This is a genomic window from Algivirga pacifica (assembly GCF_039543525.1).
GTDB lineage: Bacteria > Bacteroidota > Bacteroidia > Cytophagales > Flammeovirgaceae > Algivirga > Algivirga pacifica.
In genome coordinates, this window is sequence record NZ_BAABJX010000017.1 from 60,066 (window position 1) to 81,024 (window position 20,959).

A 20,959-nucleotide genomic window follows, 5' to 3' on the forward strand; every position below is an offset into this window, starting at 1 on the left:
TCAATGATTAAAAGCTAAAGTTCACGTTTAGACCAACACTTCTTGTAGAAGGAAGGGAGAATACGTCGATACCTTGTAGACCATTGCCTGAAGACATCGTTAGATCTGGATCGTAAGGAGCCTCCAAGTGGAAGAAGAATAAGTTTCTACCTACAAGAGATACTGTCAGATTTTTCGCAAAATTCAAGTCTTTGAAGTTATAGCTTAAAGACATTTCTCTTAGTCGAACATTAGTCGCATCGTACATGTATAAGCCACCTAATGCAGCACGTCCACCTACCGTAGAATAATAAGCCTGTGCATTTGCCTTCTCAGTGAAGTCACCAACGATGTTGCCATCGGCATCTACCGATTTAGCACCTTCAGTCATGACACCTCCTGCTTGACGAGCGTCTGCCGTTACTTGAGATACCCCTGCCTGATCCATCATTGCTTGAGTGATCGACATGACTTTACCGCCTACTTTTGCGTCAATCAATGCGTTTACACTAAAGTTCTTATACTTGATAGAGTTGTTCCATCCTAGCTGCCATTTAGGGTTAGGGTTACCTAGGTTGACAATCTCATCAGAACGCAAAGGAATACCGTTAGCATCCACTAGAGGATTGCCTGCTTCGTCCCTTTTGACATCATATCCATAGATATCACCAAATGAACCACCTTGCACCAATACAGAAGAGAAAGCATTGTTACTCATTGGAGTCAACAAGAAGCTATAAGCTTCATCCTCTGGTCTTAGTTCTACAATAGTATTTTTATTGGTAGAGAAGTTCAGGTTAGTCGTCCAAGTGAGATCAGCGGTAGATACTGGGATGATCTGAAGGGCTGCTTCAAAACCTTTGTTGTTGATTAAACCGGTATTGATTGGCTCTCTCTGGTTTTGCTCATTGGTAATCCATACCCATTGGTTGCGGGTATCTGTGTTGTAGTAAGTGAAATCAAGGTACATAAAGCGACCAAGTTCTACTTCAAAGCCAAGCTCCGTAGAAGAGGCAGTTTCTGGCTCTCCCGTAAATGGAAGTACGACACTGTTGTCTACTACGTTTCCAGCAGAGTTCAAAACTGCTGCGGCAGGGTTAGTGAGACCAGGTGCGATATCATTACCAATAACGGTATAGGCACCTCTCAACTTAGCCATACTAACGATTTCAGGCAATGCTACCATCTCATTCAGCACGGCAGTCAAACCTACAGATGGGTAGAAATAGCTATTGTTATCAAGTGGAAGCGTTGACGACCAGTCATTTCTAGTGGTCAAGTCCAGATAAAGCATGTTTTTATAGGCAATATTGGCGCTACCAAATACGGATTGGATTTGTTTTCTGTTATAAGGTGCTCTTGGGCGCTCCCCTTGAACGGCAGCCAGGTCAAAGTAGTTGACAGCAGCCAATCCACCTTGGTTAGAGTCAATCGTCATACCTTTTGTCGTAGCATCTTGGATTGCTCCTCCCAATAGTGCCGTTACCGTGATATCGCCAAATGTTTTATTGGCATTCAAGATCGCATCAGCATAGTATAGTGTGTTGTCATAATCATTGATGATCAATCGTCCTGATTTAGGGGCAATTGTCATCGTAGAAGATCTTACCTCTTTGCGATAGTCATCTGTTGTACGGTCTACACGCACACGACCTTGTGCCCATAGCCAGTCTGTGATGTTTAACTTAGCGCCCATAGACCCCATGATACGGTCTCTCACTTCTTTAGAAGTAATGCCGTTCATCATCCAGTAAGGGTTCTGAACAAACTCATTGACCAAAGGCCAGTTTTGCACGTTCAATAAACGATTTTGATCGAATACCTCGTATTCGTTTTTGTACATCTCCATATCAATACCTCTTGGAGAAAGCGTATAAGCCATGCTTGGGTTGAAATACAATCCTTGCTCTGGGCGGTTTTTTGCGTTTTGGCGCATATAACTTACGTTTCCGTCCAAGTCTAGCTTACCATCGAACAGGGAAGAAGTTTGACGTAGTGTGAAGTTATGTCTGTTAAGCTCATTGTTTGGAAGAATACCTTTCGCATCAGTATTGGCATACGAAAGGTAGGTTTGTACGTTCTGTGATCCAAAAGAAGCCGAAAGGGAGTTGATCCACGTTGTACCCGTACGGTAAAGGTCTGCTGCTGCATGAGCGTTAGCGGGCTTGTCAGTACCCCAGCTGTCTAGCGCACCTTCTGCCGTTTGCCCGTAGTCACTTTGTAGCTTTGGTAGGACGTATGCTTGATCTGCCGTGAAGCTTGAAGAGAAGGTAACTTTAGACTGTCCTGCCTGTCCCTTTTTCGTGGTAATCAGGATCACCCCATTGGCCGCCTGAGAACCATAAAGGGCTGAAGCGGCAGCACCCTTCAATACGTTGATGCTCTCAATATCTTCCGGGTTCAGGTTAGAGATACCGTCACCACCGTCACGGCCACCCCAAGTACTGGAAGGCTGAGCGGACGTAAAGTTTGACATTGGGATACCATCAATTACATAAAGTGGTTGGTTACTCCCTTGAATGGAATTGTTACCACGCAAAGTAACCTTCACAGATCCACCTGCACCAGAACCACTTCTGGATAACTGAAGGCCTGCCACTTTACCCGAAAGGGAGTTCATCATGTTCGGGTCTTTGACTACCGTTAGCTCGTCCGCTTTTACAACAGCAGTAGAGTACGTCAAGCTTTGGGCACTTCTTTCTACTCCTAGTGCGGTTACAACCACTTCGTCTAGTTGAGAAAGGTCTTCCTTCAGCGTGATGGAAAGATTTGATTGGTTGCCGATCACTATAGTTTGTGAGATATAGCCCACGTAAGAAAAAGTAAGGGAGGCATCAGCAGGGGCGTCAAGGGAAAAATTACCGTCAAGGTCCGTAACGGTACCTTTTGCAGTTCCCTGGATAACAATGTTGACACCAGGAATTCCCTGTCCGTCATTGCCAGCCACCTGACCTTTTACGATTCGATTTTGTGCATAGGATGTGAATGCAACAAAAACGAACGAAATCAGTAGAAATAAATTTCGCATAGTTTTGAGATTATTAAAAAAAAGAATTCATCAATAAGATATTTACCCTATAGGGAATATCTATAAGAGTAAGAGTGTTAATGAATTTTAATGTAATCTCTCTTCGTGTAGAATTTACGTTTATTTTAACTTGGTCATTTTGAACACTTAAGCCTTCCAGTTAACTTTTCTTCCTTCTTCACCCTTCCAAATTTCCTCTCCCTCCATCTTATTGTTTATCAGATATATTCCCATCATGTGACGTTAATGGGGGATTATTTCATTAAAAAGCCTGAAATACTTTTAATATAAGGTCGTTAAACATTGTGTAGATTGTGACTGCAACCCATTGAATAAGTTTATTAATGATGTTGAACAGTGGAAACTGTTTTGGCGCAAAAAACATTTAAATGACGTATTTATTCAGGAAATAATCCTGTTTACAACATTCTATTCAAACTAACGAACTCAAATGCAATGAGCTGGGAAAAATTAAAGAAATTATTAAAGCTACCTTCTGCTAAAGAAAACATATTGCTACTAGATGGGCCAACCAACGAGTTGAATATCAAAGAACGTTTTGAGCAATTTAAAATTGCTTATGAGCAAGAACATACTCCTTTGGATACGTTGGATAATTCAATGCTACAGCTTAAGCCTGAAGATATAGAAGGAAATTATGCCTTAAAAGGGCATAACCCCGGCGATAAAGACAAGATGTATTATGGACATTTGAATCTTCGTTACATTGGAGGGAAATTCAAGGCGAAATGGGACATTGCGATCAGTGGACAAGGACAGTTAGGAGAGGGCTTCTTATATGATGACAAGCTTGTCTTGAATTTTTATTATCATGAAGAGGACGAGGAGTATGCTGGAATGGTGATCTACCAGTTGACAGGACCACATTCTTTTAAGGGATTTTGGATTGAGGAAGGAATTTTTTCTCCAGGGTATGAGGAGTGTGAACTTAAGAACCGAGTACTAGTCTAAAGATTGTTGAATCGTTGAACTTCAGCAGCAAGCTGCTGGGTTGAATTGAGCTTCGCTCCATTACATGGCGTCTTGATTCGAGTTGAATTGTTGTATAAAGATGTATCAACGAACAATTCAACTCGAATCAACTCACCGAAGGTGAAATTCAACGATTCAACGATTCAACCTTTATAAAGCTTCTTTTATTGTTTCTTCGCAAAAGCTTCCGCCTTAGGAATGTTTTTCTCCATATTTTTTATTCTGGTGCTATGGGATGGGTGAGTAGAAAGTAACTCCGGAGGCGCTCCTCCTCCAGTTGCTGCCATACGTTCCCAGAACTTTGGCGCTTCTTGTAGGTTATAGCCAGCCAGCGCCATAAAATACAGTCCTAGTTCATCCGCTTCACTTTCGTGTTTACGGCTATAGGGTAACATAATTCCTACTTGTGATCCCAAACCAAAGGCCGTCATTGCCAATGCACGGGTCTCAGGACTTTTGTTCATCATAGCGGCATCCAGTACTAAAGCGGAGCCTTGTTGTATTTGCTGCTGAGACATTCTTTCATTACCATGCTGGGCTATGGCATGAGCAATCTCATGAGACATGACTACTGCAATACCATCGTCATTTTTACATACGGGGAGGATACCCGTATAGAAGGCTACCTTTCCTCCAGGCATGGCCCAAGCGTTGAGTTGATCACTTTCGATCAGATTGAATTCCCATACATAGCCTTTGATTAAATCTTCTCTTCCGACACTTTTTAAGTATTGCTCAACAGCACTTGAAATACGGTTTCCTATTTTGCGTAACCGCTGAACTTGCAGCTCGTTGGTGGATAGTTTACTGTCTTTTAACACATCCCTATAGCTTTGCTTACTCAAAGATAAGATTTGATCATTTGGAATGAACGTTAGCTGTTTTCTACCTGTGATGGGTACGCTGGTACAGGCAGCTATTCCTAAAAATAACAGGGCATAAATAATGTATTTCATCAGTTTAACTTATTTGAATGATACCATGGTTTTACAGGGTAAAATACTATTATTTTTTTCTCTTCTTCATCTTGTAGTTGACATTTCGTTGAGATTTTTGATACATTTTTTGTTCCTGGGAAGACATTTGTTGATAACTATCAATTTGTTCGTAATACACTTTGATGGCATTGTATTGTGCCGTTAGCTCTTCGTCTTCCGGTAAAGTACTCATGGTTTGTGAGAGGTTTTCCAATGCTTTCTTCAGGAGTGCCTTTGCTTTTTCTGTAGCTCCTTGGTCTACGAGTAGCATCGCTTTTTCATATACTTGGTTGGCTTGAAATAGCGCGCTCATTTGCAGTACTTTGGGGTCTCTGTTATTATAGTAAACACTTTCCTCCTGAGTCTTGTTTACATGGATGGTTTTCCTCACTTCTTTACGTTCAAAGGTTTCAGCATCATCATAGGTCAGTGTGAAAGTAAAGGTGAGGCTTTCTGAAAGTGTATTTAAGCGACTGAAGGTAAAGAGAACGGATTTCAGTTCTTCAGAAATAATATCTCGGAAATTGATTAGGATTTCTTGATTAGGAGTGATTTGGTACTCATAACCATTAACCTGTTGTAATTGCATATACTGTGTAGGATAGCTGACTTTTAAGGTCGCATTTTGGGCATAAACGGACAGAAGGCCTTTAAGCTCTTCTTTAAAGATTTCAGGAATCTTGTCAGGAGAGTCTATGAAGTAATAATTACCGCTTCCTTGCTCTGCCATGCCCGTCATCAGTAATTCGTCAAAATCACTGCCTACGCCAAAGGTGGATAAGCCAAGTTGTAGTTCCAGGTTTTTGGTGCGGGCAATTTCCTTGAGTTTTTCAGGGTCCGTAATACCTTCGTTGGCCAAGCCATCGGAGAGTAAGAAAACCCTATTGACATTTTGTGCATCAAAAACGGCCTTCGCTTGATTGTATCCTTCCAAAACTCCTCCGCTTAAGTTGGTGCTGCCACGATCCGTAACGCCTTTGATTAACTGCTTAAGCTGTTGTTTGTTGGTAGGATGTACCGTGTGCTGTAGCACATTCACCTCATTATCATAAATAACGAGAGAGAGGTAATCCTGGCTAGAAAGATTATCAACCACAAACTCGCAAGCTTTCTTCGCATAATGTAGTTTATCTCCACTCATAGAGCCACTGCGATCCAGTACCAAGGCGATATTCATCGGTGGTCGAGTAGTCTTTGGAGTAACCTTAGGAGCTTGGGCGTCAAACAGAATACTGAACGTTTCAGTATTGGGGGTAATATGTGTACTTTCACTGCGGACGTCAACCTGAAGTTGTGCTTGTGCCGATAGGTGCAGGCATAGAATGACGAAATAGGTACTAAGGAAGTATGCAATGGATTTTTTCATAATGATGTATGGTTTTGGATTATAAGACAAATATCCTTGTCTAGTGGGCAATGTTCATGTTGTTTAGTTGAGCTTCGCTCGTTCATAATGTTTAGTTGAATAGCTTATGTTACTTGTTGGATCGAGTTAAATGATAATAACCGAAACACCGAAACACCTAAACATCATCAACGAGCGAAGCTCAACTAAACATTATGAACAACAGACGATAATTGGGCCAATTATGGCTCAATCTCCTTGATTTAACCTATTTTAAAAGAGGAGATAAAAGAATAAAGTAAGGGAATATCATAGAGTTTTTTACGAAATACTTAATTTTGTAAGCAATACCCTTCTTGGATTTGTTATACTGAAAAGGAAGAAAGTAGAAGTGTAGTAGAAAAAGAGTATAAAAGGTTTCATTATTTGAATGGAACGATAAGGGTAAAAAGGGTTATACCCTTTGAAAATGAATCACTTAAATAAAGTAATAATTTGAAGAAAGAATTTCAATATACTAGTGATACCAAGCAGCCTACCGCTGTATTAGTCGCAGTATCTCCAAAGCAAGAGTCGGTGGCCAAGGCAGAGGAGTATTTGGATGAGTTGGAGTTTCTGGCATCTACCTTAGGAGTCGTAACGAAGGAGAAGTTCATGCAACGATTGGACTATCCAGATACTCGTACTTTTGTAGGAAAAGGGAAGCTGGAAGATATAAAGGCTTACGTTAAGCATCATGGTATTGATATGGTCATCTTTGATGACGATCTATCGACGGCTCACTCTCGTAACCTAGACAGGGAAATGGAAGGGGTAATGATTATTGACCGAAGCTTATTGATCTTGCAGATTTTTGCCAAGAGAGCACAAACGGCACAGTCCAAGTTGCAAGTAGAGCTGGCTCAGTACCAATATATGTTACCTCGACTGACGAACTTGTGGACGCACCACTCTCGTCAAAAGGGGGGTATTGGTATGAAAGGTCCTGGTGAAACAGAGCTGGAGACGGATAAGCGTATTATCCGTGACAAGATTTCTTTGTTGAAGAAGAAGCTGGAAAAAATTGATAAGCAAAGTAATGTTCGTAGAAAAGGACGTGACCGCCAAGTGAAGGTAGCTTTAGTAGGATATACTAACGTCGGGAAGTCTACGATCATGAAACGTATCAGTAAGGCAGATGTCTTTGCGGAGAACAAACTGTTTGCGACAGTAGATTCTACCGTAAGAAAAATGGTCTTGCACAATATTCCGTTTTTGCTGACGGATACGGTAGGGTTTATTCGTAAACTCCCTACTACCTTGATTGAAGGATTTAAGTCTACCTTGGATGATATCGTTGATGCAGATATCCTGATTCATGTAGTAGATATCTCCCATGAGTCTTTTGAAGAGCATATAGAGGTGGTCAATCAAACGCTAACAGAAATCGGAGCGGGAGATAAGAAAACCTTGATGGTATTCAATAAGATTGATGCTTTTGAGGAAAAAGAATATCCTCCATTTGAGGATCACCCACCAGCAACGGTAGAGGAGTGGAAACAGTCTTACCTGGCAAAAGGTACGGATAGTGTCTTTATCTCTGCAACCAATAATATCAATATTGAAGAGCTGAGAGAGCGAGTATTCAAGCTAGTGTCGGATAAGTACTACGAAATTTTCCCTAACCATAACCAATATGATTATAACCAGCATTGGTTGTATAAGGAAGATGAAGAAGAGTAGGCTTTTTTAATGAAGAATGAAGAATGAAGAATAATTATCTCCCATTCTTCATTCTTAACTCTTCATTTTTCATTAAAAATTAAAACCGGCTTGGAGCCTGGTAGATTCTTGATTTCTCATAAGGCACCACAATTCCCCTAAATTCAATATAACCACCTCTTGTTTGAGAGGATACCCTTCCATTGGCATAGTTGCTTCCATCGAGGTTAATCCTTACCTGCGCGTTGACTCCTGCTCCTAGCACGCTGAAAGTCATATATACCCTTCCATTATCATTTTCCTTAAGGTCTACATTACTGATGTTGCCGTCTACGGTAATACCTCCAATATTATTGGGGCCCATTACTCCTCCGGGGAAAGCAATTTGAATTACGGCAGTTTCTCCTTTGACGGCTATAAAATTGGTATTTGTGGAAACATTGACTGGACGTCCTTTATTATTGGTGAGCGTATGGGTTTCTAGTACGAACCATTGTTTTTGTAAGGCTAGTTTGGCTTGTTCGTTTAAGGCTTTTTCTTGGGTGGCTTTTTGAGCTTTCTTTTGGGCCTTCTGTTCTTTCTTGGTAAGTTGCCCATCTTGAGAAGTAGGGGGTTGAGAGGCACAGCTACTTATCATCAGCAATACTATTAAACCTATAAACTTTTGCATAGACTTATGGATATATCATGAGTACTCTTTTGTTAGAAGACATGATATAATAGCAATAAGTTCTTTTTTAAAAATCAGTAATTAGAATGACCACGGAGAGACTACTTCAATTGGCCACCAAAGCGGGGCGGATTATGTTGGAAAATGGAGGAGAGACCTACAGGGTAGAGCAAACGATAAATTTTATATGTATGGCATATGGGGTAGAAAACGTGGATAGTTTTGTGACCCCCACAGGGATTATGTCTTCTGTAACGGACCGTGAAGGAAAGACCTATTCATTGATTCAGCGGATTACTGAGCGAACAGTGAATCTGGAGAAGGTGCGTATGGTCAATGAGTTGTCACGTACAGTGTTTGAGCAAAACATGACCGAGATACAGATGCGTGACAAGATTAGAGAGATTGATGATAGTACCCCTTATGCAATATGGTCTCAATATTTAATGTCGGCCATTGCCGTAGCGGCATTTTGCCTATTATTTGGTGGGGCTTGGAAAGATACGATAGTAGCTTTTTTTGTAGGACTATTGATTCAGTTCAATAATCAGTACCTGGAGGGCTGGGGAATCAACCGTTTCCTGATTCGTATGAGTGGTGGTGTGATAGCCGCTCTGATGGGATTGTTGGCCGTCTATTTGGGATTGGGGGAACAGGATGATAAGATCACAATTGGGGCGATTATGCTATTGGTACCGGGATTGGCGATGACCAATGCGATTCGGGATATCATCGCAGAGGACTTGGTAAGTGGAATGTCCAGAGCCTTGGAGGCCTTGTTTATAGCTTTGGCTATATCGGCAGGTACCGGTGTGGTGTATAAGTTGTGGTATGTTTTTTCTTGAGCCCGTTTGGGCAGCTACATGGGGTTGCCTCTACTACCTTTCACTTTTTACCTATTACCTTTTACCTTACTAAAATATGTGGTTCAATACGTTATTAGCTTTTATCAGTACCTTGTGTTTTGCTTTCTTGTTCAATGTACGAGGGAAATATCTTTATTATGCCGGAGGAGGAGGAGCTCTGGCGTGGTTATTTTACGAACTAGGCCTTTTGTACTCTGGTTCTACAATTATAGGAATGTTTGCGGGGGCTTCTATGGCTGCAATCTATGCTGAAGCAGTAGCCAGAGTTTTAAGAATCCCCACGACGATTATTGTGATTAGTGCAATTATTCCCATGGTACCCGGAGGAGGGCTTTATTATACCATGGTAGCCTCTATAGAAGGAGAATTTGACTTATTCATGCATAAAGGAACGAATGCCATTCTGGAAGCTGGTACGATTGCTATCAGCATTGTGTTAGTCTCATCAGTATTTAGAATTTTCACTCAATATAGATTGAAGCGATTGGAGAAAAAGATGAAAAAGAAAAACGCTGCCCTTAGAAAATAAGGGACAGCGTTTTTTATGCTGTTTCGGTAAGCTTATGTTTATTGGGAAAGGTCAAAGGTAATATATCGTGTGCTGCAAAAAATTAGTTAGCAGCTACCTTTCTAATGCCTACTTCATCAAATTGAGTGAAGAAGAAGTTTCCTTCGATAGTAGCATTCTCGTCAGAGTCTGAACCGTGAACGGCATTTTCTCCCAATGATTTAGCAAATCTTTTTCTGATTGTACCTTCCGCTGCTTCTGCAGGGTTAGTAGCTCCGATAAGTGTTCTGAAGTCCTCAACGGCATTGTCCTTCTCAAGGATCATAGCGATGATTGGACCAGAGCTCATGAACTCACAAAGCTCACCATAGAACGGACGCTCCTGGTGTACTTCATAGAATTTTCCAGCAAGCTCAGCAGAAAGTTGAGTAACTTTTCCTGCAACGATTCTAAAGCCCGCTTCTTCAATCATTTTAATAATGTCACCAGAGTGTCCTGCTTCAAATGCATCTGGCTTGATCATCGTAAATGTTCTATTCCCTGCCATTTCTTATAAAAGGTTTGTAATTTATTGTTGAATGGTTGTTAATTAAGCATGTTGGTTTTATCCTATGTGCCACAAAGCTATACTTTTTATGGAGAATCTTCTCTATAAAGTGTAAATTTTTCACCTATTATTGAAAAATATTATCCGGTAGGAAGAAGGATAAAAAAAAGTATTTACGAAACGTATGAAAGTAGGAATAATATCAGATACACACGGATATATTGATGATCGTATCTGTGCGCATTTATCTGAATGTGATGAAATTTGGCATGCAGGAGACATAGGAGATCTGCAAGTGACTGATCGTTTACAGCAAATAGCTCCCCTGAGAGCAGTATATGGAAATATTGACGGAGGCCCTTTGCGATGGGAGTTTCCGGAAGAACAATTGTTTGATTGTAAAGGGATACGTGTATGGATGACACATATAGGAGGCTATCCTCCAAAGTATACTACAAAACTTAAAAAAAGACTGGACGAAGTCAAACCAGATCTCTTTATCTGTGGACATTCCCACATCCTTAAGGTCATTCCAGATACTCAAAGAAATCTATTGCATATCAACCCCGGAGCCGCAGGTCTAAAAGGATTTCATAAGGTGCGTACGCTAATATTGATAGAGGTAGGAGAGGGAAGAGTGGAGAAGCTAAATGTGGTGGAACTAGGTACAAAGTAAGGGCGACCCCAATGCCGTCAATTTAAGCCGAAAGTAAAAAGGTAGAAACTGGTCGTAGCGTCCACGCTACGACCTGCAGCGGGTTTGCACTACGCTCTCTATATGTACTATTTCCTTAAGTTGACAGCATTGAGGGCGACGCTTGTGTTTGCCCCTAAATATAAAAGCATAAAAAAATGGATAGCAGTCTGACTTCAGAAGTCATGTTGCTATCCATTTGTTGTAATAAACAAGGCGGTGATTACTTGTTGAAAGAAGCTTTCAATTCCTCTACGTCAACTTTCTTGATAACCGGCTTAGCACCTTGTCTCTTCATTGTTTTCTTTCTAGCGATCGCTCTCATTCTGTTCTTAAGAGCTTTTCTGATCAATTTTGTAGAAGCCATGTTTATATAACTTTTATGATTAATCCATTACTTAACTTAATGAGCGTGCAAATTTAAGGTTATTTTCCATTAAATGAAAAATTATTCCCTAATAAATATACCTTTATGTTGTGAGGTAAGAGGTATAAGGTAAAAAGTAAAAGATAAGAGTATGTTAATTTAAAGTGCTCATATTAACCTGTTACCTATTGTTTTTATCTGTTATCCTCTATGTATTAGGGGGTTAATTATTTTTATTACTAATCGGTACTATATATTTATGCGTTACAAAAACTTTTTAGGAATTGTAGTATTAGGGGGTTGTTCTCTGACAGCTTGTGAGCTGCAGGAAGATAAGGAGCAGAATCCCTCTGATGCAACGTTAAACTTTGAATTTGCCTTTAATGAGGCTCAGGAACGTTTGGATAACTTTGGTAAACCGGTGGGTGTCGCAGAAGGCAATGCAGCCCAATCTCCACAGTTCAATAGCATGAGTGTACATTATATTGAGTTTGTACAGGATAAATGGACGATGATTGGAGATGGAGCCGTGGTGTATGAAGGAGCTACACGTTCTTCTGCAAATACACAGTTTCCGAATGCCATCGAATTTGATGAGGCGATTCAGCATGGAGAAGGGGAGACTTTTCTGGAGGTTCCCATTTCAGCATTGCCTGCAGGAACTTATGAATACCTTAGAGTATCGGTTACTTATCAGAATGCCGATGTACAGTTTAATTTACTGAACCTTCCTTACTTGGGGGATTATAATAAGCAGAAAGGAACATTGGCTGGGTTTATTGGCTTCAACACCTACATTTCCTCTCATACTGCTAAGCAGCAGACAATAGAGGTTCATTCAGAAAAACCACAAGGATTCTGGATTTTTGAGCCACAGTTTGAGGAGCCTTTGCAGGGATATTACCTTCAAAGTAACCCTTCTGGAGTCTTACAACAACAAATCCCTGCAGGAGGTGTAACGGTCGTGAACCCATTGGAAGAGTTTGGAGTGACCATTCCAGAAGGATCTTGTGTAGTGACAGGTAAGTTGGAGGAGCCTTTGGTGATTACGGGAGAAGAGACCGAGAACAAGCAAGTGACGCTGTCCTTCTCTACAAATAATAGTTTCGAGTGGATTGATGCTAACCCCAATGGAGAATGGGATATTGACGTAGAAGGAAATATTCAAGAACCTGTAGTGGATATGGGATTGAGAGGGTTACAAGTTATTGTAAAGTAAGGGTTATAAGGCTAATTTAAATATCAATACAGCCCCATGTGCTAGCACGTGGGGCTGTATTCTTATAAGACTTTAATTATCTTTCTACATGTTCCATACACTCCTCTAAAGCAGACCAGGCACTAAAAGAGAATTTTTCACTAGAATAGTCAATACTAACTTCTTCAATGAAAATGTTTGCATAGTTAATAGCATGAGGGTTATCGCCAGTAATATAATAGACATTTTTGACTCCGAAGTATTCAAAGCGTTGCATTTGTTGTGTTGCCTCTTGTATCATACGTTCCTTTGGGTAGGGGTAGTGCATTTCTCTTAAATCAATAATCCAATGTATAGGACGGTATTGGAGTAAGAAGTTATTGGTGCGTAAAGCGACTTCTTCGTACTCTTTTCTGTTAGGAACTCTGCTATTACTGGTTTTACTTTTGGTAATGACCAACTTTTTTAGTGGATCATAATAGTTGATCGTTAGTAAGGTTTCCTCTTTGATCATAAAGATTGTGTTTATGTAGTGCATTAATGAAAATGAGCACTACTAGATGTAAAAAAAGAAGTAAAGGGGTAACGTGTTTTATCTATTACCCATAAAAAGACTACAATACTTTTGAGTACATAAGCACTAAAGTATCAATAAGGAGATTAGTATATTATTTTGTTAATCGTAATTCAGTTACTTTATATGTAAGTATTTTGTATCGTGAGCAAATATTATGCTAATAAGGATAATTTTATCCGTCTTTTGCCTGTTATTACCCAATCCTCTAGTAGAATTCACTCTTTCGTAAAATCCCCTTTATATTGATTTCATTATTGCAGCTGTAAATCAAAAAGACCCTAAACGCGTTGGGCATTTTTTATGAATCAGGGAGTAGAGAATGAGAAACACTCCTACTGCTCAATTTGAAAATTCCAAGACATGAATCTACGAAAACTATCACTTTTACTGCTACTATGTATGAGTGCTGCTGTTGGTTTTGCTCAGGAGCGCGTAGTACAAGGCGTTGTAAAGCAAGCATCCAATCAATTACCCTTACCGGGAGTAACTGTTCAGGTTAAAGGGACGCAACAAGGAACGGTTACCGGCATAGATGGTAAGTTTATGTTATCCGTACCGGAAGGTAATAATGTATTGACATTTCGCTTGATCGGAATGGAACCCTTGGTGGAAGAGATCAACAACCGTGCTTCTATCGAGGTAAGTATGAAAGAGGAAGTCACCGAGCTGGACGAGGTGGTGGTTACCGCTCTTGGTGTTACCAGGGATAAGCGTTCTTTGGGGGATGCGGTACAAGAAGTTAGTGGCTCGTCAGTGAGTGAGGTACCACAACAAAATATGGTTAACTCTTTATCTGGAAAGGTGGCAGGTTTACAGGTACAGGCTTCCGGCGTGATGGGTGGTTCGACGAATGTTATTATCCGTGGACAGAGCTCTTTGGGAAACAATCAGGCTTTGTTTGTTGTAGATGGTGTGCCGATTGATAACTCAAGTACCAACTCAAGTTACCAAAACCAAGGATCAGGAGGTATTGACTGGGGTAGCCCTATTGCGGATATTAACCCAGAAGATATTGCTTCCATTTCAGTGCTAAAAGGAGCCAGTGCTGCTGCACTTTATGGTTCTAGAGGTTCAAATGGTGTGGTAATGATTACGACCAAGAATGGTAGTGGGGCAGGGAAAACAGGCGTAGATATCTCTACCGGAGTGATCTTCAGTCAGGTGAATCAACGTACCTTGCCAAGGTATCAGAAGGAATATGGAGCAGGCTATCCAGTATGGCAAAAAGATGCCAATGACAACTGGTACAGAGATTATTCCCATACCTATGTAGATGTGGATGGAGATGGAACGGATGAAGTGTTTGTTAACTTTGGTGATGATGCTTCATGGGGGCCTAAGTTTGACGGATCTCCTGTTATTCATTGGGATGCATTGGATCCTGTAGCGGATAATTACCTGGAAACAAGACCGTGGGTCGCTTCCGAAAATGGTCCAGAGGCCTTTTTCCAGACAGGACGTGCCATTAATACGAACGTAGCCTTGACAGGTTCAGGTTCTTATGGAAACTATAGGATTTCTTATACGAACAGAGACGAGACCGGTATTATACCGAATAGTGTCAATAAGAAGAACAACTTCAATGTAGCGGCAAAATTTGACTTTACGGATCGTTTGTCTTCTTCAGTGAATATGAACTATTCTAATCGTTATGTGCGAAACAGACCAGCACAAGGATACGATGCCGCTTACTCCAGAGCATTTATGGCTTCATCGGCTTTCTGGATGCAAACGAATGTGGACTTTGAGCGATTGAAGAACTACCAAATGAGCGATGGGACACAGTATACATGGAACCGCTCATGGTGGAATGATCCTTCTCCGGCTTATTGGGACAACCCTTACTGGGTAGTGTACAAGAACTTTACAGAAGACACCAGGGAGCGAATCTTTGGAGCTTGGTCAATGGATTACAGACTTACAGATTGGTTGACCCTTACAGGAAAGTATGGCTTGGATACCTATACAGATGTACAGGAGGAGCGTATTGCCAATGGTAGTTATGCCGACTTCCCATACTACTATAAGACTAACCGTAACAGAAGAGAGTCCAACCTGGACTTTATCCTAAGTGCTAATAAACAGTTCGGAAAGGTTTCCCTGAATGCTTTTGTCGGAACGAACTATAGACATAATCAATATGAGCGTATAGGTATCGGAACGGATCAGGGTTTTACGGTGGATAATGTTTTCTGGGCAGAGAACTCATCAAATCCGGAGACTTATATGAGAGATTATGTATCTCAGAAAAAGATGTTCAGTGTTTATGCTAGTGCTACACTAGGGTATAAGGATATGCTTTTTGTAGACTTGAAAGGTAGAATGGATCAATCATCTACTTTGCCATTGGATAACAATACTTATTTCTATCCGGCAACCTCTTTGAGTTTCATCTTTACGGAGCTACAAGCATTGCAGTATAGTAATATTATTTCTTATGGTAAGCTTCGTGCTTCGTATGGTAGAGTGGGTAGTGATACGGACCCTTACCGTTTGGTCAACACCCTTGGAGTAGGAAACTATGGAACCAACCCTGCTATGTTTAGTTCTTCTACCGTATTTGATCCTAATCTTCGTCCTGAGTTTACGGATTCATGGGAAGTGGGTACAGATTTGAGCTTGTTCAATAATCGAGTAAGGGCAGATTTTACGTATTTCTATAAGTCAACATATGATCAGATTGTATACCAAGCAGTGCCGGCATCTACCGGGGTAACCAGCATCTCTACGAATATTGGAGAGATTGAGAACAAGGGGGTAGAACTTTCATTGGGTATTACTCCTGTACAGACGGGGGACTTCCGTTGGGATATGAATGTGAACTGGTCTTCTTATCGCAATAAGGTAATTGATATTGATGGAGATCCGGAAACTAATAATGGCGTTTTGGAGTATGGGTCGTCTTATGATTATGCATCGGTTGTGGCGAAAGAAGGAGAAGCAATGGGCGCCATTATCGCAACAAACTTCGTCTATAATGACAAGGGTGAAAAGTTGGTAGATGCTAATGGATATTACCAATTAGGTCCACAGGAAGTATTGGGTAATGCGAACCCTGATTGGATTGGAGGTTTACAAAATACATTTACCTATAAATCATGGACCCTGAATACATTATTGGATGCTTCTTGGGGAGGCGAAAGATTCTCTTTGACTCACTTCTGGGGTAAAGGTACAGGAGTGTTGGAGGAGACTGTAGGTACGAACGAACTAGGAAATCCTATCCGTAGTAACCCTAATGAAGGCGGTGGGGTAGTTTTGGAAGGTGTTACTGAGGATGGCAAACCAAATGAGGTACGTTTAAATGCTTATGATGCTTTTGCTTACTGGAGATTGCCAGCAGCCACTGCAGTGGTGGATGCAAGCTATGTGAAATTGCGTGAGGTGAGCTTGACATACCAGTTGCCGGCACGTTACCTGACGAATACACCATTCCAGAAACTAGGATTCTCTCTTATCGGCAGTAACCTTGCGATCTTGAAAGGGCCAAAGCATTTTGATCCGGAGACGACTTATGGGGCAGGGAATACACAGGGTATTGAGCAAGGGGCATTGCCAACCCCAAGAAGCTATGGCTTCAAGGTAAACCTTGGTTTTTAATCTAAATCATCGAACGTTAAAAGAATTAAACCTATGAATAAGATAATAAAAGCATGCTGTGTTGGTGGAGCAATATTAGGGATGATGGCTTCTTGTACGGCCGATTTTGAGGAAATCAACCAGAACCCTAAAGCAATCACTTTTGATGCCTCTACGCCAGAGCCTCTAATGGTTAATGCTATTTGGGGTATTGCAGGTAACTTTTTGAATGGTGATAATGCCGGTTTGTTGATTTCTCATCAGGTAGCAGAAGAGCAATATGCGAATGCCAGTATTTATAATATACAGCCAGACAACCTTGGAAGTAATTGGGCAGATATCTATATCAACCTGAGAAGATTGAAAGAGGTGAGACAATCACTGGATCAACAGAAAGAGAAGTTTCCGGAAAGCTTTACCGAAGGAAAGTATGAGGCTTACGAGGGGGTAATTGCCGTAATGGAGGTATTGTTGTGGCATACCGCTACGGATATTTTTGGGGCAATGCCTTATGAGCAAGCATTGGATATTACTAATATTCGTCCAGCTTATAGTACGCAAAAGGAGATTTACTTGGGTCTTTTTGAGCGTCTGGATACAGCGATAGGAGCACTTCAAGCAGCGGAAGCCGTTAATGTATACGGAAGTTCGGACTTGATCTATGGAGGAGATAATACACTTTGGTTGCGATTTGCTAATTCCTTGAAGTTGCGTATGGCTGTACGTATCTCAGATACGGAAGAGGCTGCATTGGCAAAGACAAAGGCACAGGAGGCGGTGTCGGCAGGGGTGATGCAAAGCAATGCAGATAATGCTCGTTTTCCTTATGTACCGGCATCTCAGATGAATCCAATTTATAGTAAGCGTCTGAACCGTTCGGATGTTTTCCCTTCAGATATTTTGGTGAATCAGTTGGTAGCCTTTAATGACCCTCGCTTGTCGGCTTATGTGGAGCAAGGAAGCAGTGGGTATGTGGGTGCGCAATTTGGTATTGCGAATAACTTTGATGAGCAATATGCAGACTTCTCATCGGATATTATTGCAGGTGCTGGAGACTTTCCCGGGTTTGTGATGGATTATGCAGAAGTAGCATTTTTACTGGCTGAAGCAGCGCATAAGAATATGATCTCCGGTGATGTGCAGGCATATTATGAAGCAGGGGTGAATGCATCCGTAGAATCATGGACAGGAGCGGACGCTGCTGCTTATCTGGCTGAAGCAGATGTAGCCTTTGATGCAGCAAATGCAGAAGAGCAAATAGCTTTACAAAAATGGTTAAGCCTTTACTTGAATGGCTGGGAAGCCTGGGCAGAACAACGTCGTACAGGGATTCCAACCCCTATCCCGAGTATTAATGGACTTAATTATCCTTTGAGATTAGTGTATCCTACGAGTGAAACTACATTGAATGCAGAGAATTATCAGGCAGCAGTGGATCAAACGTTAGGAGGAAAAGACCAGCAGGATGTTGCCTTATGGTGGGTACAGTAATTGAATTGAGTTAGTTATAAAGGTTGAAGATTGGAAGGGCCTTGTTTTTCCATTTCTTCAACCTTTTTTTGAACAAGAAGGACTTTGTTATAATAAAGTTTATCACGGTTGATTGTCGATGAGTAAAAAGCCTAATAAACAAACATCAATCAATTTCATCCTTCATCCCTCTAGGGTATTGAGCAAACCCAAAGGTAGCAATCCCTACAGAAGAGTCATCTTCCATACTAAGGTAGTTTACCTCATGTAAAGTGACAGGGCTCAAGAAGAAAGGAGTGATAAAAGCTTCTGTGAACCGGAAAAAGGGATGACTACTAGCTTCTAGCCAAGAAGACCATTGTTTTTTGAAGCGTTTGGTTTGATAGGCAAACTCCCCGGTTTCTTCTAAATGAATAAATAAAAGATGCTCACAAGGAGTGAACTCTTCTCGAGTATTCCATTGGGTATGCTGACAGTGTGGGCAAGGGGCAGCAGGGAGTTCAATAGGATGATCATAAATGGTTTGGGTATAAGTCGACTGCAGGTTAATGGTTTTTTGGAAAGAAGCCATAGGTAATAGTTATTTAAGGTGAAAAACAAGGGTAATTGGCTAAAAGTATATTGAAAGTGTGCATTGTTTCTGCATCTACAATATGGAGAGGTTTGCCATAAGGCAAACCAAGTTGAAGTGTAATGTAATAATTAAAACAGTCTTATTAATGAGAATTTTATAGCTTGTAAACAAAGTTATCAGATTAAAGATAGTAAGACAATCACCCTTTTTAGGTATTTCATAGATTGTAAGCTTATGAGGTTGTATCTAGTTGTGTAAGGTACTTATTGGCTTTTTCTAGCAGGGCTTTTCTTTCTTCTTCACTTCTTTTATCCCAGTTGGAAAGTAGCATTTTCAGCCTTGGAGCACTTTCAAAAAAGTCTCGGTGTTCATGCATGAATCGCCAGAAGAGCGCGTCCCAGGTATCGCACCAATCACCTTTAGCGTAGTCACTCATTGTCTTGATATAATTGCTCCCGCTGATATAAGGCTTGGTAGAAAAAATCCCTCCATCAGCAAATTGACTCATCCCATAAATATTGGGAACCATGACCCAATCATAAGCATCAATAAAGAGTTCCATAAACCATTGGTAAACCTCATCTGGATGTATCTCACATAAGAGCATAAAATTTCCCAAAATCATGAGTCGCTCAATATGATGACAATAACCTGTCTGTAGTACTTTTTCAATTGTATGGTCTACAGGAGGAATACCCGTTTGGGCCGTGTAAAAAGCGTTGGGCATTTTTCGGGTAAACTGCCAGAAGTTGGTAGTTCGCTCTATACTTCCCTTAGTTTCATAGACACCTCTTATAAACTCTCTCCAGCCAATAAGTTGCCTGACAAAGCCCTCTGTAGAGTTTATGGGGATATTCTGTTGTTTTGCATATACTAATGATTCCTGTAGTACCTCCTTGGGGGTAATAAGACCGATATTGAGCATGGGAGAGAGTACCGCATGATGTAGAATGGATTCTTCCATAACAATAGCGTCTTCATAAGCGCCAAAGTCATGGAAGCGATCTTCCAGAAAATCCTTCAACCATTTTTTACTTTCCTCGTAGTTAGCTGGGTATAAGGGAGAGGAAGGAAGTTGACCGGGGTTGTCGGTGTAGTGTTTGTTTACATATTCAATAGCCTCCTCAAAATACTGATCAGCGTTAGGGTATTGTATAGAGGGTGGACGTTGTTTTTTGGGGTATTTTTTTCGGTTATCCTGATCATAGGTCCACTGTCCTCCTTGAGGTTCCTCCTGATTCATCAGGATATTCATTTGCTTTCGCTGTTGCTTGTAGAACGTAGTTTGATGAAGTTTCTTTCGCTCAAAAAAGCGTCCTTGTTCTTCCATTGTATTAAGATACAAGGGGGAATCATAGATATATTGCTCTATATCGTGTTCTTGGCTTTTTTTAGAAATTCTACGTGCTAGCCAATTGTCGACAGGGTTAATGAAATGAATATGGGAGACGTCTTCTTTAGCTAGTGCAGCGATACACTGTCGTATGTCAGACTGTTCTTGGGAGCTCTCAATATAAGTCACCTCATATCCTTCTTGTTGCAAATAGTCCTCGTAAAACTTCATGCTAGCTCTATGGTATACTAGCTTATGTTTATGAAAAGCATATTGACGAAAGAAGAGGTGCTCCTCAATCAGATAAACGTGTCGACTGCGATGAAGAGCGGGGTGCTCTTTTAAGAGCTGATGTGGAAAGATAAGTGTTGCAGAATACATTAAGCAGAGGATTTGGATGTGGAGGAATGCTGTAGAGGTTTATGCTTATTCCTGCGGCAACGTTCACTACAATACTGTACCTCCTCCCATACGGCTTTCCATTTCTTTCTCCAGGCAAATGGACGTCCACAGGTTTTACAGATCTTGGTTGGAAGGTGTTGCTTTTTCATAC

General features: G+C 41.0%; 18 protein-coding genes. 8 read left to right on the forward strand and 10 right to left on the reverse strand.

The features are described from left to right. Window positions 1-7: 7 nt before the first annotated feature. The gene (locus tag ABD985_RS04375; RefSeq protein ID WP_345369520.1) at window positions 8-3,007 is read right to left on the reverse strand and encodes a SusC/RagA family TonB-linked outer membrane protein; all 3,000 of its coding nucleotides are present in this window, start codon (window positions 3,005-3,007) and stop codon (window positions 8-10) included. Between the two features lie 456 nt (window positions 3,008-3,463). Here ABD985_RS04375 and ABD985_RS04380 point away from each other — a divergent pair, with 456 nt between their 5' ends. Next, window positions 3,464-3,979 carry a hypothetical protein gene (locus ABD985_RS04380; protein ID WP_345369522.1) on the forward strand — a complete coding sequence of 172 codons (516 nt, stop codon included), beginning with the start codon at window positions 3,464-3,466 and terminating at the stop codon, window positions 3,977-3,979. 185 nt (window positions 3,980-4,164) lie between these two features. Here ABD985_RS04380 and ABD985_RS04385 read toward each other — a convergent pair whose 3' ends face one another. Next, the gene (locus ABD985_RS04385; RefSeq protein WP_345369524.1) at window positions 4,165-4,956 is read right to left on the reverse strand and encodes a M48 family metallopeptidase; all 792 of its coding nucleotides are present in this window, start codon (window positions 4,954-4,956) and stop codon (window positions 4,165-4,167) included. Window positions 4,957-5,005: 49 nt separating this feature from the next. Next, a complete protein-coding gene (locus ABD985_RS04390; protein WP_345369525.1) occupies window positions 5,006-6,343 on the reverse strand; it encodes a vWA domain-containing protein in 1,338 nt (445 codons plus the stop codon). Window positions 6,344-6,817: 474 nt separating this feature from the next. Here ABD985_RS04390 and hflX point away from each other — a divergent pair, with 474 nt between their 5' ends. After that, complete coding sequence (gene hflX, locus ABD985_RS04395) at window positions 6,818-8,044, forward strand: GTPase HflX (protein WP_345369526.1); 1,227 nt, start codon at window positions 6,818-6,820, stop codon at window positions 8,042-8,044. 79 nt (window positions 8,045-8,123) lie between these two features. On the opposite strand, the gene ABD985_RS04400 is transcribed toward hflX, so the two are convergent. Beyond that, a complete protein-coding gene (locus ABD985_RS04400; protein ID WP_345369528.1) occupies window positions 8,124-8,693 on the reverse strand; it encodes a DUF4251 domain-containing protein in 570 nt (189 codons plus the stop codon). An 86-nt stretch (window positions 8,694-8,779) separates the two neighbouring features. On the opposite strand from ABD985_RS04400, the gene ABD985_RS04405 reads away from it, so the two are divergent. Then, window positions 8,780-9,538: a threonine/serine exporter family protein gene (locus ABD985_RS04405; RefSeq protein ID WP_345369530.1), complete on the forward strand. Its 759-nt coding sequence runs from the start codon at window positions 8,780-8,782 to the stop codon at window positions 9,536-9,538. A 76-nt stretch (window positions 9,539-9,614) separates the two neighbouring features. After that, window positions 9,615-10,088 carry a threonine/serine exporter family protein gene (locus ABD985_RS04410; RefSeq protein WP_345369531.1) on the forward strand — a complete coding sequence of 158 codons (474 nt, stop codon included), beginning with the start codon at window positions 9,615-9,617 and terminating at the stop codon, window positions 10,086-10,088. 82 nt (window positions 10,089-10,170) lie between these two features. Here the strand turns inward: ABD985_RS04410 and ABD985_RS04415 are convergent, their stop codons facing one another. After that, the gene (locus ABD985_RS04415) at window positions 10,171-10,614 is read right to left on the reverse strand and encodes a nucleoside-diphosphate kinase (protein WP_345369532.1); all 444 of its coding nucleotides are present in this window, start codon (window positions 10,612-10,614) and stop codon (window positions 10,171-10,173) included. A 184-nt stretch (window positions 10,615-10,798) separates the two neighbouring features. Between ABD985_RS04415 and ABD985_RS04420 the strand changes: the two genes are divergently transcribed. Continuing rightward, the gene (locus ABD985_RS04420) at window positions 10,799-11,290 is read left to right on the forward strand and encodes a metallophosphoesterase family protein (protein WP_345369533.1); all 492 of its coding nucleotides are present in this window, start codon (window positions 10,799-10,801) and stop codon (window positions 11,288-11,290) included. 241 nt (window positions 11,291-11,531) lie between these two features. On the opposite strand, the gene ABD985_RS04425 is transcribed toward ABD985_RS04420, so the two are convergent. Then, window positions 11,532-11,675 (reverse strand): hypothetical protein, encoded by a 144-nt coding sequence (locus tag ABD985_RS04425; protein WP_345369534.1) that lies wholly within the window; start codon window positions 11,673-11,675, stop codon window positions 11,532-11,534. A 259-nt stretch (window positions 11,676-11,934) separates the two neighbouring features. Here ABD985_RS04425 and ABD985_RS04430 point away from each other — a divergent pair, with 259 nt between their 5' ends. Continuing rightward, the gene (locus ABD985_RS04430) at window positions 11,935-12,894 is read left to right on the forward strand and encodes a hypothetical protein (RefSeq protein ID WP_345369536.1); all 960 of its coding nucleotides are present in this window, start codon (window positions 11,935-11,937) and stop codon (window positions 12,892-12,894) included. Between the two features lie 76 nt (window positions 12,895-12,970). On the opposite strand, the gene ABD985_RS04435 is transcribed toward ABD985_RS04430, so the two are convergent. Then, window positions 12,971-13,387: a hypothetical protein gene (locus ABD985_RS04435; RefSeq protein ID WP_345369537.1), complete on the reverse strand. Its 417-nt coding sequence runs from the start codon at window positions 13,385-13,387 to the stop codon at window positions 12,971-12,973. A gap of 423 nt (window positions 13,388-13,810) precedes the next feature. Here ABD985_RS04435 and ABD985_RS04440 point away from each other — a divergent pair, with 423 nt between their 5' ends. Together ABD985_RS04440 and ABD985_RS04445 are read left to right on the forward strand one after the other, a co-directional pair. Then, entirely contained in the window at window positions 13,811-17,050 is a 3,240-nt protein-coding gene (locus ABD985_RS04440; RefSeq protein WP_345369538.1) for a SusC/RagA family TonB-linked outer membrane protein, read from the forward strand. Between the two features lie 33 nt (window positions 17,051-17,083). Next, a complete protein-coding gene (locus ABD985_RS04445; protein WP_345369539.1) occupies window positions 17,084-18,520 on the forward strand; it encodes a SusD/RagB family nutrient-binding outer membrane lipoprotein in 1,437 nt (478 codons plus the stop codon). Between the two features lie 145 nt (window positions 18,521-18,665). On the opposite strand, the gene ABD985_RS04450 is transcribed toward ABD985_RS04445, so the two are convergent. The 3 genes from ABD985_RS04450 to ABD985_RS04460 form a co-directional block, all read right to left on the reverse strand. Then, window positions 18,666-19,070, reverse strand: a complete 405-nt coding sequence (locus ABD985_RS04450) for a hypothetical protein (protein ID WP_345369540.1) — start codon at window positions 19,068-19,070, stop codon at window positions 18,666-18,668. Between the two features lie 235 nt (window positions 19,071-19,305). Beyond that, on the reverse strand, window positions 19,306-20,787 hold the full coding sequence (locus tag ABD985_RS04455) for a cryptochrome/photolyase family protein (protein WP_345369541.1): 1,482 nt from the start codon (window positions 20,785-20,787) through the stop codon (window positions 19,306-19,308). Further along, window positions 20,787-20,957, reverse strand: coding sequence for a DUF2256 domain-containing protein (locus ABD985_RS04460; protein ID WP_345369543.1), 171 nt, complete (start codon window positions 20,955-20,957; stop codon window positions 20,787-20,789). Before ABD985_RS04460 ends, ABD985_RS04455 begins: the two co-directional genes overlap by 1 nt. Window positions 20,958-20,959: the final 2 nt, after the last annotated feature.

What these genes read in the sequence shown, in the direction of transcription:
- ABD985_RS04375 (WP_345369520.1), bottom strand. Translation starts at nt 3,007, where the DNA reads ATGCGAAATTTATTTCTACTGATTTCGTTCGTTTTTGTTGCATTCACA.
- ABD985_RS04380 (WP_345369522.1), top strand. Translation starts at nt 3,464, where the DNA reads ATGAGCTGGGAAAAATTAAAGAAATTATTAAAGCTACCTTCTGCTAAA.
- ABD985_RS04385 (WP_345369524.1), bottom strand. Translation starts at nt 4,956, where the DNA reads ATGAAATACATTATTTATGCCCTGTTATTTTTAGGAATAGCTGCCTGT.
- ABD985_RS04390 (WP_345369525.1), bottom strand. Translation starts at nt 6,343, where the DNA reads ATGAAAAAATCCATTGCATACTTCCTTAGTACCTATTTCGTCATTCTA.
- ABD985_RS04400 (WP_345369528.1), bottom strand. Translation starts at nt 8,693, where the DNA reads ATGCAAAAGTTTATAGGTTTAATAGTATTGCTGATGATAAGTAGCTGT.
- ABD985_RS04405 (WP_345369530.1), top strand. Translation starts at nt 8,780, where the DNA reads ATGACCACGGAGAGACTACTTCAATTGGCCACCAAAGCGGGGCGGATT.
- ABD985_RS04410 (WP_345369531.1), top strand. Translation starts at nt 9,615, where the DNA reads ATGTGGTTCAATACGTTATTAGCTTTTATCAGTACCTTGTGTTTTGCT.
- ABD985_RS04415 (WP_345369532.1), bottom strand. Translation starts at nt 10,614, where the DNA reads ATGGCAGGGAATAGAACATTTACGATGATCAAGCCAGATGCATTTGAA.
- ABD985_RS04420 (WP_345369533.1), top strand. Translation starts at nt 10,799, where the DNA reads ATGAAAGTAGGAATAATATCAGATACACACGGATATATTGATGATCGT.
- ABD985_RS04425 (WP_345369534.1), bottom strand. Translation starts at nt 11,675, where the DNA reads ATGGCTTCTACAAAATTGATCAGAAAAGCTCTTAAGAACAGAATGAGA.
- ABD985_RS04430 (WP_345369536.1), top strand. Translation starts at nt 11,935, where the DNA reads ATGCGTTACAAAAACTTTTTAGGAATTGTAGTATTAGGGGGTTGTTCT.
- ABD985_RS04435 (WP_345369537.1), bottom strand. Translation starts at nt 13,387, where the DNA reads ATGATCAAAGAGGAAACCTTACTAACGATCAACTATTATGATCCACTA.
- ABD985_RS04440 (WP_345369538.1), top strand. Translation starts at nt 13,811, where the DNA reads ATGAATCTACGAAAACTATCACTTTTACTGCTACTATGTATGAGTGCT.
- ABD985_RS04445 (WP_345369539.1), top strand. Translation starts at nt 17,084, where the DNA reads ATGAATAAGATAATAAAAGCATGCTGTGTTGGTGGAGCAATATTAGGG.
- ABD985_RS04450 (WP_345369540.1), bottom strand. Translation starts at nt 19,070, where the DNA reads ATGGCTTCTTTCCAAAAAACCATTAACCTGCAGTCGACTTATACCCAA.
- ABD985_RS04455 (WP_345369541.1), bottom strand. Translation starts at nt 20,787, where the DNA reads ATGTATTCTGCAACACTTATCTTTCCACATCAGCTCTTAAAAGAGCAC.
- ABD985_RS04460 (WP_345369543.1), bottom strand. Translation starts at nt 20,957, where the DNA reads ATGAAAAAGCAACACCTTCCAACCAAGATCTGTAAAACCTGTGGACGT.